This is a genomic window from Streptomyces sp. NPDC102360, assembly GCF_044766085.1.
Taxonomy (GTDB): Bacteria; Actinomycetota; Actinomycetes; order Streptomycetales; family Streptomycetaceae; genus Streptomyces.
Map to the genome: position 1 here is coordinate 1,364,683 of NZ_JBIWLG010000001.1, position 13,440 is coordinate 1,378,122.

The 13,440-nt window shown below is 70.1% G+C and carries 14 protein-coding genes; 5 read left to right on the plus strand and 9 right to left on the minus strand.

Going from position 1 to position 13,440, the window contains the following annotated elements:
- Positions 1-40: 40 nt before the first annotated feature.
- The 4 genes from ACIRHA_RS06155 to ACIRHA_RS06170 form a co-directional block, all read right to left on the minus strand.
- Positions 41-562 carry a hypothetical protein gene (locus ACIRHA_RS06155; protein ID WP_403840429.1) on the minus strand — a complete coding sequence of 174 codons (522 nt, stop codon included), beginning with the start codon at positions 560-562 and terminating at the stop codon, positions 41-43.
- Positions 563-709: 147 nt separating this feature from the next.
- Entirely contained in the window at positions 710-1,246 is a 537-nt protein-coding gene (locus tag ACIRHA_RS06160; RefSeq protein WP_403840431.1) for a sigma-70 family RNA polymerase sigma factor, read from the minus strand.
- A gap of 129 nt (positions 1,247-1,375) precedes the next feature.
- Positions 1,376-2,797 (minus strand): amino acid permease, encoded by a 1,422-nt coding sequence (locus tag ACIRHA_RS06165; protein ID WP_403840433.1) that lies wholly within the window; start codon positions 2,795-2,797, stop codon positions 1,376-1,378.
- A 109-nt stretch (positions 2,798-2,906) separates the two neighbouring features.
- Positions 2,907-3,368 (minus strand): universal stress protein, encoded by a 462-nt coding sequence (locus ACIRHA_RS06170; RefSeq protein WP_403842131.1) that lies wholly within the window; start codon positions 3,366-3,368, stop codon positions 2,907-2,909.
- Between the two features lie 99 nt (positions 3,369-3,467).
- Between ACIRHA_RS06170 and ACIRHA_RS06175 the strand changes: the two genes are divergently transcribed.
- Positions 3,468-4,292 carry a polysaccharide deacetylase family protein gene (locus ACIRHA_RS06175; protein WP_403840436.1) on the plus strand — a complete coding sequence of 275 codons (825 nt, stop codon included), beginning with the start codon at positions 3,468-3,470 and terminating at the stop codon, positions 4,290-4,292.
- Positions 4,293-4,313: 21 nt separating this feature from the next.
- On the opposite strand, the gene ACIRHA_RS06180 is transcribed toward ACIRHA_RS06175, so the two are convergent.
- The 4 genes from ACIRHA_RS06180 to ACIRHA_RS06195 form a co-directional block, all read right to left on the minus strand.
- Positions 4,314-4,973, minus strand: a complete 660-nt coding sequence (locus ACIRHA_RS06180) for a class F sortase (protein ID WP_403840438.1) — start codon at positions 4,971-4,973, stop codon at positions 4,314-4,316.
- Positions 4,974-4,989: 16 nt separating this feature from the next.
- Positions 4,990-5,496: a hypothetical protein gene (locus ACIRHA_RS06185; RefSeq protein WP_403840441.1), complete on the minus strand. Its 507-nt coding sequence runs from the start codon at positions 5,494-5,496 to the stop codon at positions 4,990-4,992.
- Between the two features lie 158 nt (positions 5,497-5,654).
- Entirely contained in the window at positions 5,655-6,416 is a 762-nt protein-coding gene (locus tag ACIRHA_RS06190; RefSeq protein ID WP_403840444.1) for a hypothetical protein, read from the minus strand.
- 27 nt (positions 6,417-6,443) lie between these two features.
- Positions 6,444-7,004 carry a hypothetical protein gene (locus ACIRHA_RS06195; protein WP_403840447.1) on the minus strand — a complete coding sequence of 187 codons (561 nt, stop codon included), beginning with the start codon at positions 7,002-7,004 and terminating at the stop codon, positions 6,444-6,446.
- Positions 7,005-7,254: 250 nt separating this feature from the next.
- On the opposite strand from ACIRHA_RS06195, the gene ACIRHA_RS06200 reads away from it, so the two are divergent.
- The 3 genes from ACIRHA_RS06200 (at position 7,255) to ACIRHA_RS06210 (ending at position 11,592) form a co-directional block, all read left to right on the plus strand.
- Positions 7,255-8,235, plus strand: coding sequence for an SCO0930 family lipoprotein (locus ACIRHA_RS06200; protein ID WP_403840449.1), 981 nt, complete (start codon positions 7,255-7,257; stop codon positions 8,233-8,235).
- Positions 8,236-8,539: 304 nt separating this feature from the next.
- A complete protein-coding gene (locus ACIRHA_RS06205) occupies positions 8,540-9,355 on the plus strand; it encodes an SAM-dependent methyltransferase (protein ID WP_403840451.1) in 816 nt (271 codons plus the stop codon).
- Positions 9,356-9,441: 86 nt separating this feature from the next.
- Positions 9,442-11,592: a putative bifunctional diguanylate cyclase/phosphodiesterase gene (locus ACIRHA_RS06210; protein WP_403842134.1), complete on the plus strand. Its 2,151-nt coding sequence runs from the start codon at positions 9,442-9,444 to the stop codon at positions 11,590-11,592.
- Positions 11,593-11,738: 146 nt separating this feature from the next.
- On the opposite strand, the gene ACIRHA_RS06215 is transcribed toward ACIRHA_RS06210, so the two are convergent.
- Entirely contained in the window at positions 11,739-12,632 is an 894-nt protein-coding gene (locus tag ACIRHA_RS06215; RefSeq protein WP_403840454.1) for a LysR family transcriptional regulator, read from the minus strand.
- Positions 12,633-12,764: 132 nt separating this feature from the next.
- Between ACIRHA_RS06215 and ACIRHA_RS06220 the strand changes: the two genes are divergently transcribed.
- Complete coding sequence (locus ACIRHA_RS06220; protein WP_403840456.1) at positions 12,765-13,436, plus strand: succinate dehydrogenase; 672 nt, start codon at positions 12,765-12,767, stop codon at positions 13,434-13,436.
- The last annotated feature ends 4 nt before the right edge of the window (positions 13,437-13,440 follow it).

Genomic DNA, 13,440 nt, shown 5'->3' on the forward strand with positions numbered 1-13,440 from the left:
CCGTCGCGAGCGCCCAGAACAGCGAGCCGGAGCAGCGGGCCTAGAACAGCGAGATCGCCAAGTGGCCCAGCGGTAACCCCAGTTGCCACGCCGGCGTCCACACCTGCGGCCCGTCCTCCTCGTCCGGCACCGGCACCGCGTCCAGGTCGGGGGCGAGCAGCTCGGTCTCCTCCAGCCATCTCCACGCCGCCTCGGCGAGCAGCAGGTCGGGCGAGGGCCGCCGGGCCCGCGCGTCCTGGTCGAGCCGCTCGGTGAAGCGGTCCCGTACCCACGACTGCCACGGCTGGTCGTACGCCGTCAGCGACAGCCAGTTCTCCAGCTGGGACACGACGCGGATCCCGGAGAGTTCGTCGCCCGCGTCGGACAGGAAGATCGTCAGCGCGAGCGCGTCACGGCCCGCCTTGAACTCGAAGGACGTGGGCGGCATCAGGTCGCCCGTCCGCAGCAACTCGTCCGCGATGTACTCCGCGTACAACCACGCCATGGGGACGACGAGTCCGCCGCCCGGCCCACCTCCGGCGCCGGACGTGCCGTCCGTGCCCTCTTCGCTCCCGTACCGCATCGCCTTCCTGCCTTCCTCCGGTCCGCGTGCTGCTTCGGCCCCCGGACCCACCCGTCTCAACTCACCGGGGAGGACAGCGGATTACTCAACCGAGGAATGGGTGTGCGGAGCAAGGCGCTTTACCAATGCTTGACCCGGCCTTCGGTTTCAGCGCAGGTCGGATGCGTAACCCGGAAGGACGCGCCGCAACGCCCGCAACGCGTAGTACGCACGGGACTTGACGGTACCGGGGGGAATGCCGAGCGTGTCCGCGGCCTCCGCCACACTAGCGCCCCTGAAGTAGACCTCGAGCAGGACTGCGCGGTGTTCGGGTGTGAGGGTCGCCACGGCGTCCCGGACGTCGAGAGCGGCCGCCGAACGCTCCGCGTGGTCCGCGCACACGCGCGCGTTCTCCAGAACCGCGTCGCCCACCTCGGCGGGCCGCGAGAGCCGCGCCCTGCGGGCGTCGATGGCGAGCCGCCGCCCGACCGTGAACAGCCAGGGCCGCACCGACTCGTAGCGCGGATCGAGGGCTTCGGGATGCTGCCAGGCGCGTACGTACGTCTCCTGGACCAGGTCCTCCGCGCGCTGGGCGTCACCGTCGCACAGGCGCAGCAGGAACGAGAACAGCGGACCGCCGTGCTCCCGCTGGACCTGGGCGAGGTCCTCCTCCGTCGTCGTGGGTGTCGTGAGCGCCGTCGTCATGGCCGTATGGCAACGCAGCGATCCCCGCGCGCCCAGGGGACGCGCGGGGATCTGCGGCGGGCGGGGCGAAGCCCTCGACGAGCGGTGCGGTGAGCGGGACGGGCGGAGTCCCGACGGGCCAGTGCGGAATCAGTCGGCTGTGCGGGCCAATTCGGACTTCCTGTAGGAGTAGCCGAAGTAGATGACCAGACCGATCAGGAACCACACGGCGAACCGCACCCACGTCTGCCACTGCAGGAACGTGATCAGCCAGATCGAGAAGACGATGCCCACGACGGGCACGAACGGCATGCCCGGTGTGCGGAAGGTGCGCGGCAGCTCCGGCTGACGGTAGCGCAGCACGATGATCGCCACGCAGACCACGACGAACGCCAGCAGGATGCCGATGTTGGTGAGTTCGGCCGCCTCGCCGATCGGCAGGAACCCGGCGATGGCGGCGGAGCAGACACCCACGATCCACGTCACGCGGGTCGGCACGTGCCGCGTCGGGTGGGTCTTCGCGAACCACTTCGGCAGCAGGCCGTCGCGCGACATGGCGAACCACACGCGCGTGACGCCCAGCATGAACGTGAACATCACGGTGAGGATGCCGATGATCGCGCCCACCGCGATGACGTCCGCGAGGCCGCTCAGGCCCACCGACTTGAACGCGGTCGAGAACCCGCTCTCCGGGTCGATGTCCTTGTAGTTCTGCATGCCGGTCAGGACCAGGCAGGCGAGCACGTAAAGGATCATCGAGATGATGAGCGAGTAGATGATCGCCTTCGGCATGTGGCGCTGTGCGTCCTTCGATTCCTCGGCCGCCGTCGACATGGCGTCGTAGCCGAAGACCGCGAAGAAGACCGTGGCGGCGCCGGTGAACGCGCCGCTGACGCCGAACGGGAAGAACGGCGTGTAGTTGTCCGAGTTGATGTGGAAGACGCCGACGCCGATGACGAGCAGCACCACGAGGACCTTGAGCACGACCACGAAGGTCTCGAAGCGGGCCGCGTTCTTCATGCCCATGTTCAGCAGCCACGCGATGAGCAGACACAGGGCGGCGGCGAACAGGTCGACCTTGTGGCCGCCGCCGGTGCCCGGCGCGCCCAGCATCCAGTTGGGCAGGTCGAGCCCCATCTCGCCCAGCAGGAAGCTGAAGTAGCCGGAGATGCCGATCGCGACGACCGCGACGATCGCCGTGTACTCCAGGAGCAGGTCCCAGCCGATGAACCAGCCGACGAGCTCACCGAGCACTGCGTAGCCGTACGTGTACGCGGACCCCGCCTTCGGGATCATCCCGGCGAACTCCGCGTACGACAGGGCGGCCGCCGCGCTCGCGATGCCCGCGATGAGGAACGAGACGAGGACCGCGGGCCCCGCCGTGCCGTTCGCGACGGTGCCGGCGAGGGTGAAGATGCCCGCGCCGATGATGCCGCCGACACCGATCGAGGTGAGCTGCCACAGGCCGAGGGAACGGGTGAGCTTCCCGCCGGACTCCGTGTCCTCGATCTGCTCGATGGGCTTACGGCGCAGTACGCCCTGCCCTCTCGGGATCTTCGGGGGGACGGTCATGAGGACCTCACCTCTTCGCTGCTGCGACGACGGCTGACGGCCGATCATGATGCCCCTGAGACAGCGGGTTCGGAAGACAGCAGCGCCGTAGAGGCACCCGCGGAAATCTTTACGGGACGACCGTGACCGGCCAGCGGCCCGCCTTCACCAGACGTACGGCGACCGAGCCGACGATGCGGTGACCCGCCTGCTCGGACGCGCCGACCACCACCGCGTCCGCCTTCAGCTCATCGGCGGCCGTGACCAGGCCGTTGAACGGGTCGCCGCGGAAGGTGTGGAACTCCCAGCGCACGTCGTATATGCCCTTGACCCGCTCCGTGGCCTCGCGGATGTAGGCGATGAGCCCCTCCGCGATCTCGTCGGTGGTCTCGGCGACGGGCACCCCGAGTGCGGCGCCGCCCGTCATCACGGGCTGCACATAGACCACGGCGAGCAGTGCCCGCTGCCTGCGGGCCAGGCCCCCTGCGTAGGCCGCCGCGCGGAACGAGGAATCGGAGCCGTCGACACCGACGACGATCACTTTCGGTCCGTCGGTGCCACGTTCGAACTGATGAGGCTGCTCTTCGGTCACGCGGCAGAGGTTAACCGAGAAGCCGCCGATCAGGTGCTTTCCCGCGTCCCATCCGGTGGTTCCGTGCACGGCCTCCGCGAGCCGTGTCACGCATTGATCATGACAAAGCATCAGGACGCCACGGGACGGCGCGCGTTGCTGCGCGGCTTCACCGCCGTCGGGCTGGCCGCGCTCACGGGCTGTGCCGACACGGACCGGCAAGGCGCCGCCCCGGCCCCGGCGGGCAGCGCCGCCCGTCCCGTGCGCGAACCGTCCACGTACCGGCTGCGCCCCATGTCCGGACCCGGCGGACCGCGGCGCGCCGCCCCGAAGGTGCGGACCGCGCCCGTCCTGAGGCTGGACACCGAGCCCGGCGATCGCGCCATGGCACTCACCTTCGACGACGGGCCCGACCCCGCGTACACCCCCGAGATCCTGCGGATCCTGCGCGAGCACGACGTGCGCGCGACGTTCCTGGTGTGCGGGGGCAGGGCGCGGGAGAGCCCCGACCTGCTGCGCAGGATGGCAGGCGAAGGCCACGTCATCGGCAACCACACCTGGACGCACCCCCTGCTCCTGAAGCTGGACCGGACGCGGATCCGCGCCGAGATCGAGCGCACCAGCGAGCTTGTCGAGCGGACCATCGGCGAGCCGCCGCTCTGGTTCCGGGCGCCCTACGGAGCGTGGAACCGGAACGTCTTCGAGCTGGGCACCGCACTCGGCATGGAGCCGCTGGCCTGGACCGTGGACTCGCTCGACTGGGACAACCCCGGCGCCCCGACGGTGATCTCGCGGGTGGTGCACCGCGCCGCACCCGGGGTCATCGTGCTGGGCCACGACGCGGGAGGCGACCGCTCCCAGACGCTCACCGCCGTACGCAGCTATCTGCCGCGCCTGCTGGACGCCGGGTACCGGATGACGGTGCCGCGCCCCTACGGGGTGTGACACGACACCAGAGGCATGGCCTCAGCGCGTCGACACCAGGCGGGCGAACGCCACGACATTGCCTTCGTAACCGTCGCGCTTCGAGAAATGGCCGCCACACGTGATGAGCCGCAACTCCGGTGTGCTGTGCGAGCGGTAGACCGTGCGGCCCGGGAAGCGGGACTTCGCGAACACCTCGACCCCGTAGACCCGGAAGACGGCCGTCCTGCCGTCCCTGCGCCGGATCTCCACGTGGTGGCCCTCGCGCAGCGAGCCCAGGCCGTAGAAGACGGCGGGGCCACGCGCGTTGTCGACGTGGCCCACGACGACCGCGGTGCCCCGCTCACCGGGCGCCGCGGCCCCCGTGAACCAGCCCGCCAGATTCGCCTCCTCGGGCGGCGGCGCGTCGATCCAGCCCTCCGCGTCCAGGCCGACCTCCGTCACCGGGGCGTCGACCCGGATCGCCGGGATCCGGACCCGGTCGACCAGCGAGAAGGGCAGCGGACGGGCGGCCTTCGCGCGCGCCGGCTCGGGCGTGCGCCGTTCGGCGGCCGCGGCGGAGGCGGGCTGCGGCGGCCCTTCGTCGAGCTGCCCCGAACCGCTGCGGACGAGCGCGAGCCCGGTGAGCAGCACCAGCGCGAGCACGCCCCACGGGGCACGCCTGCTGGGCCGTTCCTCGTCCGCGAAGCGCCAGTTCGACATGGGGAGGCGCGGCGGGTCAGGCGCTCTTGTCGCCGGTGCGGCGGCGTGCCACGACGTACGCGGTGCCGAGCGCGCCCGCGATCAGGGCGCCACCGAGGGCGACCTCCTGCAGATCGAGCCCTCCGGCGCTGCCACCGATGCCGGCCTTGACGCCCTGGGGCACGGGGCTGGGGGAGGAGTCGGGGCGGCCGGTGGCGATGGTGAGGTCGACCCTGCGGGGCTGGCCGCCGTCACAGGTGTACGTCACGGTGTAGGCGGCGCCTTGTTTCGCGTCCCAGTCGACGGGGACGGTGCGGGGGCCCTCGCCGGGGCCGATCGTGACGGAGTCGAAGATCCCGGCCGACACTTCGGTCTTTCCCTTGCAGCCGCTGGCCGACAGGGTCACCTTGCCGCCCGCGGCGATCGTGGTGGGGGAGATGCTCGGCCGGAACGATCCGGAGTCGTCGGCGACGGCCGAGGGCGCGGTCAGGGTCAGGGCGGTGAGCGAGAGCACGGCGGCGGATGCGGCACGTATCGCGTGCATTGGGGGTTCCTCCGGGATCCACGAGGAGCGGCAGCGGACCGGTTCCGCGCGCCGGGGACAGGCCCCTCGATGCCGGAAACGCTAAGGACACCCCCGTACGGCCGCGATCCGTGTCGTACGAACGGGGCACACATGTGGGCCGGTCAGGTGGCTTCCGCTCAGTGGGCGCCGGGGAACAGCATCAGGAAGGGCTCCGCCGTGGCCGCGACGCCCCGGCTGTACGGGGCGTCGAGGTCCCAGATCAGGAAGAGCAGGAACGCGATCAGCGACGAGAAGAGCCCGGCGAGGACCAGCTCGCGCTTGGTGCGCCTGATCTGCAACGCGAAGATCATGCCGATGGTGACCAGGGCGCCGACGACCAGACCGAACCAGACGACACCCGGCATCGTGGCGCTCGTCGAGTCCGAGCGGGCGCCGCGTGCCTCGTCGGCGGCCGTCACCTGGTCGAGCAGCGGCTGGTAGGCCTGCGCCTGGAAGTCGTTCTTCGGCTCGAAGTCCGTGACGTCCTCGCGCACCTTCTGCAGCAGCGTGTCGCCCTTGGCGGTCAGCTCGCCCTCGTTGCGCATGGAATCCCACTCGGTGGTGACGACATGGCTGACATACCTGTCGACATCCGCGCGAATGTCGTCCCGTACCTCCGCCGGATAGACCCGGACGCGTTCATGGATCTCATGCAGCGCCTGCGCCTCACTGCGTACGTGGTCCTCGGCGGCGCTGCGGCCCTCCCAGACGCCCGCGATGGCGAGGCCGAGGACGATCGCGTAGACCACGCCGATCATCATCGTCATGTACTCGATGACGTCGGGGGTCTCGGACGGGTCGTCGTCATCGCCGATCCTGCGCTGTTGCAGGACCTGGACGACGAGGACGACACCGCAGACCGCGAGCATCGCGAGGGCGAGAACAAGCCATTCCGACATCGACAGCTCCACAAAGGTTCAACAAGTTCAGCGGGGACGCAGCGCGGCGACAGCGAGCACCGCGGGCGCTGTGATGAGCAGGGTGAGCGTGACCAGGGACGGGCCGCCGCGCGGTGGGGCGCGGTGGGCGGTGGGGCGGTAGGCCGGGTAGTGCACCGGCTTCGGGCTTGGCGGCGGGGGCTTCGTATGGGTCGGGGTCGGCGTCGGTTTCGGCTCGGGTTTCGGGGGCGGTTCGGGAGCCGGGGGCGGTGGTGGTGGAGGCGTCGGTGTCGGCGGAGGGGGCGGTGGAGGCGGGGGCGGAGGCGGCGGTGGAGGTGCCGGCTTGGGAGGCGGAGGCTTGGGCGCGGGCTTCTTCGGTGGGGGAGTGCTGGGGCCCGCGCGGCAGACGACGCCGCTGCCGGAGACCGCCACCGCGTCGCCCGACGAGCCGCCGTCCACCGAGGCATACGCGCAGTTGTCGGCCGGGACGGCGACCGGCGCTGCGGTGGCGGCCGCGCTCGGCGCGCCGCACAGCCACGCGGTGGCGAGCACCGCGACGACGCGGGTGACCAGGGCTGACCCGGAGCGCTTGGATGGATGCACGACCATGATCCTGGGCAGCGGCGGGCCCCGGCACGCCGACACGGACCCGGAATGCCCCGATGGTGGGGCGCGGGAGCATTCGGGTTTGCGGGCGTACGCGGGCCTGCTACCGGACCTGTGCCCCAGCGGCACGTCACTGCCGCACCCGAAGAAATCTTCCCCCGCATTGAACACAGCCGTCACCGCCGCGCGTACCTAGGGCCATGTGCGGCCCACCCGGGCTCGCACAACACCCAAGCAATGTGCGGGAGTTGAGATGAAGACCTCCTGGCGGAGCGCCTCGCTCGTAGCGACAGCTGCGGCCCTGCTGGCGCTGACGACGGCGTGCGGTCAGGACCAGGGCGATCAGGCGGCCACGGGCCAGAACGTGGGCAGCGCGGCCGACGCGCAGGGCGGTTACGGGTCCTCCGACGGCTATGGCTCGGGTTCCGACGGCTACGGCTCGTCCGGCAGTACGGACAAGAGCGCGGCCAAGACCAAGTCCGCGGGGCAGCTGGCCTCGTGGGACAGCAAGGAACTCGGCAAGGTGCTCACCGACAGCGACGGTATGACCCTGTACCGCTTCGACAAGGACACCGCCGAGCCGCCCAAGTCGAACTGTGACGCGGCCTGCCTGAAGGCGTGGCCGGCCGTGCCGGCGAGCGGCGCCAAGGCCGCGCCCGGGGTCGACAAGTCCTTGCTCGGCGAGGTCACCGCCGCCGACGGCACGAAGCAGCTGACGGTCGACGGCTGGCCTATGTACCACTACGCGATGGACAAGAAGGCCGGCGACGTCAAGGGCCAGGGCGTGGGCGGCACTTGGTGGGCCGCGGCCCCCGACGGCAAGAAGGCCAACAAGAAGGCCGAGCAGGAGGCCGGAGCCGTGCCCGCCGACCTCGAGGGCCTGTCCACACGCAACGACCCGAAGCTCGGCGAGGTCGTCGTCGACAAGAACGGCATGACGGTCTACCGCTTCCTCAAGGACTCGGCGTGGCCCATCAAGTCGAACTGTGTCGGCGCCTGCGCCGAGAAGTGGCCCGCGCTCGCTCCGGTTGCGAAGAACGACACGAAGAACATTCCACTGAAGGGATACATGGCCTTCACAAGGCCCGACGGAACCAAGCAGCAGACTCTGAACTGCTGGCCCGTCTACACCTTCTCGGGCGACAAAAAGCCAGGTGACACGAACGGGCAGGGCGTAGGAGGTACTTGGTACGCGGCGGCTCCGAATGGAAAGCCGGTAGGCGCTCCGAAGTAACAACCAGGAGGGGCAAGTGCGTTCGGTGAGGCGCTCACAGTAGAGTCGTCAACGGAATTGGCTCGTCGCCGGTCCGTTCCCCGCATGGCCAGGTCAGGCCGTGTGGAGGGAGCGGGCCGGTTCTTTTCGTCGGGGAAGTCGGGGAAAGAGAAGGTTTCGGGATGGTTTCTGATCGTTGCCGTTTGGCACGTGACGGAGGCAGTGACCGGGAACGGATGGTCAATTTCCGTTTTGACTCGCTCCTTTGGCGGTGGATCAGTAGCCTCGGCTCGAACACCGGCACGCCTACGCCATGGAGACCTTGATGCAGCGACCCGCCTGGGCCCCACAGGGCATCGACATCTCGGTGCCCAGTGTGTCCCGTATCTATGACTTCTACCTGGGCGGTTCGCACAACTTCGAGGTCGACAGGGAGGCCGCCCGCAAGGCCATGGAGTTCCTGCCGGGGCTGCCGAAGATCATGCAGGCGAACCGGGCGTTCATGCGCCGGGCCGTGCGGTACGCCGCCGAGGCCAGCATCACGCAGTTCCTCGACATCGGCTCCGGCATCCCCACGTTCGGCAATGTGCACGAGGTGGCCCAGCAGGCGAGCCCCGGGGCGAGCGTGGTGTACGTCGACCACGACCCGGTCGCCGTCGCGCACAGCAGGGCGGTCCTCGAGGACGTCCCGCACACGGGAGTCGTCACGGCGGACCTCCGCAAGCCGCGGGAGATCCTGGAGAGCCCCGAAGTCGCCGAACTGATCGACCTGGAACGGCCGGTGGCGCTGCTCCTCGTCGCCGTACTGCACTTCATCGCGGAGGCCGACGACCCGTACGCGGCCGTGGCCGAACTCGGCGAGGCGCTCGCACCGGGCAGCCTGCTCATTGTGACGCATGCCTCCAATGAGGGCATGCCCATAGAGACGGAGCGGGCGGACGGGATGGTCGACGTCTATCGAAACGATGTCCGCAATCCGCTGATCATGCGGAACCGCGACGAGATCAAACGGTTCTTCAAGGGGTACGAGGTGGTCGAACCGGGCATCGTGGCGATGCCGGTGTGGCGGCCCGACACCGCCCCAGAGGACGAGGACCCGTACACGTTCGCGGGCTATGTGGGAGTGGGGCGCAAGGCGTGACTGCTGCATCCTCCCGGGGCACGAACCCCGGATCCCCGGCCGGAAAAGCCGGCCGGACGGGCAGGTCGGCACGGACTGACGACGGCATCGGCGGTGATGCCTCGGGCGGACCGGAAGACAGAGTGCGCGAGTTCGCCGTGCTCTGGAGCCGGGCGATCTTCCCGGTCACGGCGACCTCGCTGACCCGGCACGAGTTCGAGGCGGAACTCGTGCCGCTCGTGCGCCGGCTGCGCACCGTACTCGGCGCGCGGGCTCTGGACAGCGCGGAGGCGCAGGCCGTCGGAGCGGCCCTGGTCGACGCCCACTGCACCGACCCCGAGGCGCTCACGCAGACCCTCGACGTGGTGGAGACACATCTCGTCCGGCACTGTGGCGACGAAACGCCGTCGGCGGAGCGCGCGGAGGAGCTGCGCTCGCGCTGCTCCCGTATCCAGCACGCGATGGCCGCCGGGTTCGCGGCCGCGCTGCGGGAGCGCACCCGCGCCGAACAGGAGGCCATATCGCGCGCCGCGCTCGACGCCCGCAGCGCCGTCGCCGAGGCCCTGCACGCGAGCGAGGCCAAGTTTCGCGCGGTGTTCCACGGCGCCGCGATCGGCATCGGGATCGCCGACCTCGACGGCACCATCGTCGAGGTCAACGAGACGATGGTGCGGATGTTCGGCGGCAGCAGGCAGCAGCTGCTCAAACGCAAGGCCCACGAGCTGACACACCCCGAGGACGCTCCGCACATCTGGCGCATGTACCACGAGCTGGTGCAGGGAGAGCGCGAGCACTACCGGGTGGACAAGGCCTACTCGCGCCCGGACGGCACCGCCCTGTGGACGAACCTGACGGTCTCGCTGCTGCGCGACGCGGACGGCGCGCCCCAGTACCAGCTGGCGCTCATGGAGGACGTGACCGAGCGCCGCCTGCTGAACCTGCGGCTGCGCTACGAAGCCACCCATGACGCGCTCACCGGGCTCCCCAACCGCACCCTGTTCTTCGAGCGCCTGGAGAAGGTGCTCAGCGCGGGCGGAGGTATGCGCTTCGGCCTGTGCTACCTCGACCTCGACGGCTTCAAGACCATCAACGACAGCCTCGGCCACGCGGCGGGGGACCGGCTCCTCGTCGAGGTCGCGGACCGTCTCCAGGCCTGCGCCACCGGTCCCGGAGAGATGGTCGCGCGGCTCGGCGGCGACGAGTTCGTGGCGCTGACCACCGGCAAGGACACGGAGGCCGAGGTCGACGAACTGGCCGGGCGCATCATGCACGCACTGGCCACCCCCATCCGCATCGACGGGCGCGAGCTGACCGTGCGCGGTTCGGTCGGCATCGTCGAGGGTCCGGCCGCCGAGCGCAGCCCCGCCGAGGTGCTGCGCAGCGCCGACATCACGATGTACCGGGCCAAGTCCGCGGGCGGCAACCGCTACGAGCTGGCCGACCCCGAGGCCGACGCCCGCGCCATCACCCGGCACGGCCTGACGACGGCGCTGCCAGCCGCCCTGGACCGCGGCGAGTTCTTCATCGAGTACCAGCCCCTGGTGCACCTCGGCGACGGCAGTGTGCGCGGCGCCGAGGCCCTGGTCCGCTGGCTGCATCCGCAGCACGGCGTGCTCGGCCCCGACCGCTTCATCCCGCTCGCCGAGCACACCGGTCTGATCGTGCCGCTCGGCCGCTGGGTGCTGGAGGAATCGGTCCGACAGGCGCGGATCTGGCAGGACCGGTACGAGGAGGCGGGCCCGTTCCGCATCAACGTCAACCTGTCCCCGATGCAGCTGACCCACCCCGGCCTGGTGGCGGAGACCGTCGACATCCTGGAGCGCTTCGGCCTCGAACCCGACGCGCTGTGCCTGGAGGTCACGGAGTCGGCGTTGATCGGCGCGGACGACGACCTCCTCAAGCCCCTGCGACGCCTGTCCGAAATGGGCGTCGACATCGCCCTCGACGACTTCGGCACCGGCTACTCGAACCTGGCGAACCTGCGTCGGCTGCCCGTGAACGTCCTCAAACTGGACCGCTCCTTCACCCAGGGCATGCAGCAGTTCCCCGCGGACCCCGTCGACCTGAAGATCGTCGAGGGCATCGTCTCGCTCGCCCACAGCCTCGGCCTGTCGGTCACCGTCGAGGGCGTGGAGACCGGCGCGCAGGCCGAGCAACTCCGCCACCTCGGCTGCGACACCGCCCAAGGCTGGTACTACGCCCGCCCCGGCCCCCCGGACCGCCTCCACGACCTGGCCCTGGCGGACGCGACGGGTTAATCAAGCCCCGCCGGCGCTTGAGGCGCGGGGTCCGGGGCGGAGCCCCGCGTCCGTAACGCCGGTTCGGTAATTTCAGCCCCGCCGGCGCTTGAGGCGCGGGGTCCGGGGCAGAGCCCCGCAACCGCAACCCCGGCCGACCGCACCCCTCACTCCCGCCCCTCGAAGAGCATCCGCTGAAGCTCCCGCGCAGCCCGCGGCGGCGCCACATCCGACCGGTGCGCGAGCGCAATCGTGCGGCTCAGCCCCGGCTTGGCAAGAGCCGTGACCCGCAAATCCGCCCCGGCCCGATGCGCCACCATCCACGGCACCACCGCCACCCCGAGCCCCGCCCGCACAAACCCCAGCACCGCGTCCATCTCCCCGCCCTCCACCGCGAAGTCCGGCTCGAACCCCTCACCCCGGCACGCCGCCACGGTCAGCTCCCGCAGGTCGTACCCGTGCCGGAACATGACGAGCCGCTCGCCCTCCAGGTCGGAGATCCGCACGGACTTCCCACCGCCCCGCCCCGGCGCGGGCGCGTCCTTGGACGACACCACCACCAACTCCTCGCGCAGCAGCTCCACCGTCGTCAGGGCGGGCGCGGGCGCCGGCAGCGGGAGCACGACGAGCGCGAGGTCGAGGGCGCCGCGCGCGAGTTCTCGTACGAGGTCGTGGGAGCCGCCCTCCTCGATCATCAGCTGGATCCCCGGATACCGGTCGTGGAAGGACCTCAGCACGTCCGGCAACAGCCCCGTGCACAGCGACGGAGTGGCACCCAGCCGCACCCGCCCCCGCTTGAGCTGCGCCAGCTCCTGCACCTCGTGCCGCGCGGTGTCCGCGTCGGCGAGGATGCGCCGCGCCAGCGGAAGCAGCGCCTCGCCGGCGTCCGTCAGCGAGATGTTGCCCCGGGCGCGCAGGAAGAGATCGACCCCCAGCTCCCGCTCGAGCGCCCGGATCTGCTGGGACAGCGAAGGCTGGGCGACATGCACCAGCTCGGCGGCGCGGGTGAAGTGCCGGGTCTCCGCGACCGCGACGAAGTACTGAAGCTGCTGGAACTGCATATCGGCCACCATAACCCGTCGATAGCGATTGCCTATCGAAATGAGGCGCACCATGTCTTGGACCGATCGGGCCTTCGGGCTCTAGCGTCTTGACCCATGGCTCTGGCAACGCGGACGGACCGACGGCCGTCCATGCCCCGAACGATCTGGGACAGCTCCGTCGGCAAGAAGACAGTGATGGCGGTGAGCGGCCTCGTCATGCTGCTCTACCTGGTCGCGCACATGATCGGGAACCTCAAAATCTTCTTCGGCCCCGACGAGATGAACCACTACGCCTCCTGGCTGCGCACCATGGGGTCCCCGGTGCTGCACTACGAGTGGGGGCTGTGGATCGCCCGCGTGGTGCTGGTCGTCGCCGTCGTCGCCCACGCCACGTCCGCGTACCAGCTGAGCCGTCGTGGCATGAAGGCGCGCCCCAGCAAGTACGCGCACAAGAAGCCGCGTTCGGACTACGCGACGCGCACCATGCGCTGGGGCGGCATCATCCTCGGCCTGTTCATCGTCTGGCACATCCTCGACCTGACGACCGGCACGGTGCACCCCGGCGGCTACGAGCACCTGCACCCGTACCAGAACGTCATCGACACGTTCTCGACCTGGTACAGCAACGTCATCTACATCGTCGCGATGCTCGCCCTCGGCTTCCACATCCAGCACGGGTTCTGGAGCGCCGCGCAGACCCTCGGTGTCGGCAGCCGCACCCGTGACCGCGTTCTGAAGACCGTCGGCAACGTACTCGCCGTGGTGCTCACGCTCGGCTTCATCGCCGTGCCCGTGGGCGTCATGACCGGATTGGTGAGCTGAGGAA